Here is a 1,662-nt window from a genome sequence, read left to right as displayed (position 1 = left end):
CCCCTCCCCGCAAGGGGGAGGGGAGCGCACCGGCTTCGGGGTAGGCAGTCCGGAAAACCTATTAAAGGCAATTATCTACGCGCTGACACGCCGCTCAGCGCGGCAGCTCGGTCTTGCCCATCAGGAACTTGTCGACGGCCTGGGCGCACAGTCGGCCTTCGCGGATCGCCCAGACCACCAGCGACTGGCCGCGGCGCATGTCGCCGGCGGAGAACACCTTCGGCAGCGAGGTCTGGTAGTCGGTCAGGTTGGCCTTGACGTTGCCGCGCGGGTCGAGGTCGACACCGAGGCTCTTGAGCAGGCCCTCGTGCACCGGATGCACGAAGCCCATCGCCAGCAGCACGAGGTCGGCTGACAGTTCGAACTCGGTGCCGGGGATCGGCTTGAACTGGGCGTCGACACGAACGCAGTGCATCTTCTTCACCGCGCCGTTCTCGCCCTCGAACTTCTGCGTCAGCACCGCGAATTCGCGGATCGCGCCTTCGGCCTGGCTCGACGACGTCCGCATCTTCAAGGGCCAGTTCGGCCAGGTCAGCGCCTTGTCCTCACGCTCCGGCGGGGCGGGCATGATCTCGAGCTGGGTCACCGACAGCGCGCCCTGGCGCAGCGAAGTGCCGATACAGTCGGAGCCGGTGTCGCCACCGCCGATGACCACGACATGCTTGCCTGCGGCGAGGATGTCGGTCGCATTGACCGGCTCGTTGCCGACGCGGCGGTTCTGCTGCGGCAGGAAATCCATCGCGTAGTGGATGCCGGTGAGATCGCGGCCGGGGATCGGCAGGTCGCGCGGAGCTTCCGCGCCGCCGGTCAGCGCCACGGCGTCGTAATCCTTGAGCAGCGACTTCGGATCGATGCCGTCCTTGCCGCCGACAGGAGTGCCGCAGTGGAAGACGACGCCTTCGCCTTCCATCTGCGCGATACGGCGATCGATGATGCCCTTCTCCATCTTGAAGTCGGGAATGCCGTAGCGAAGAAGTCCGCCGGCCTTGGCGTGCTTCTCATAGACATGCACCTCGTGTCCCGCGCGCGCGAGCTGCTGCGCGGCCGCGAGGCCCGCAGGGCCGGCGCCGACGATCGCGACCTTCTTGCCGGTCTTGACCGCGGCCGGCTCCGGCTTCAGCCAGCCGTTCTCCCAGGCCTTGTCGACGATGGCGCACTCGATCGTCTTAATCGTCACCGGATTGTCGTCGATATTCAAGGTGCACGACGCCTCGCACGGGGCGGGGCAGATGCGGCCGGTGAACTCCGGGAAGTTGTTGGTCGAGTGCAGGTTGCGCGACGCCTCTTCCCAGTTGCCGTTGTAGATCAGGTCGTTCCAGTCCGGAATCTGGTTGTTGACCGGACAGCCGGTTGTGCCCGGCGCGGCCGAGCCGGTGCCGTGGCAATAGGGGATGCCGCAATTCATGCAGCGCGCCGCCTGGTCGCGCAGCTCCTTCTCGGAGAGCGGCACCACGAACTCGTTGAAGTTCTTCAGCCGCTCGGCAACCGGCGCATACTTGCGATCGTGCCGCTCGATTTCGAGAAAACCTGTGACCTTGCCCATGACCTTACGACGTCCCTGACTGCTCGGGCCTCATGGTTCGAGACGGCGCTTTCGCGCCTCCTCACCATGAGGGTTTAGTTTCCTGCTTCTCCTCACCCTGAGGAGCGGCGCTTGCGCCG

1 protein-coding gene is annotated in these 1,662 nt (G+C 65.6%); it reads right to left on the bottom strand.

The genetic code is table 11. From position 1 onward, the window contains the following. Positions 1-94: 94 nt before the first annotated feature. Positions 95-1,543 carry a glutamate synthase subunit beta gene (locus BRAS3809_RS09500; protein WP_008961872.1) on the bottom strand — a complete coding sequence of 483 codons (1,449 nt, stop codon included), beginning with the start codon at positions 1,541-1,543 and terminating at the stop codon, positions 95-97. Positions 1,544-1,662: the final 119 nt, after the last annotated feature.

It is taken from the genome of Bradyrhizobium sp. STM 3809, assembly GCF_000239795.1.
Classification (GTDB): domain Bacteria; phylum Pseudomonadota; class Alphaproteobacteria; order Rhizobiales; family Xanthobacteraceae; genus Bradyrhizobium.
This window is presented reverse-complemented; position numbering and strand designations above follow the sequence as displayed.

Excerpts from the sequence above, each read along its gene's own strand:
- BRAS3809_RS09500 (WP_008961872.1), bottom strand. The coding sequence starts at position 1,543 with ATGGGCAAGGTCACAGGTTTTCTCGAAATCGAGCGGCACGATCGCAAG.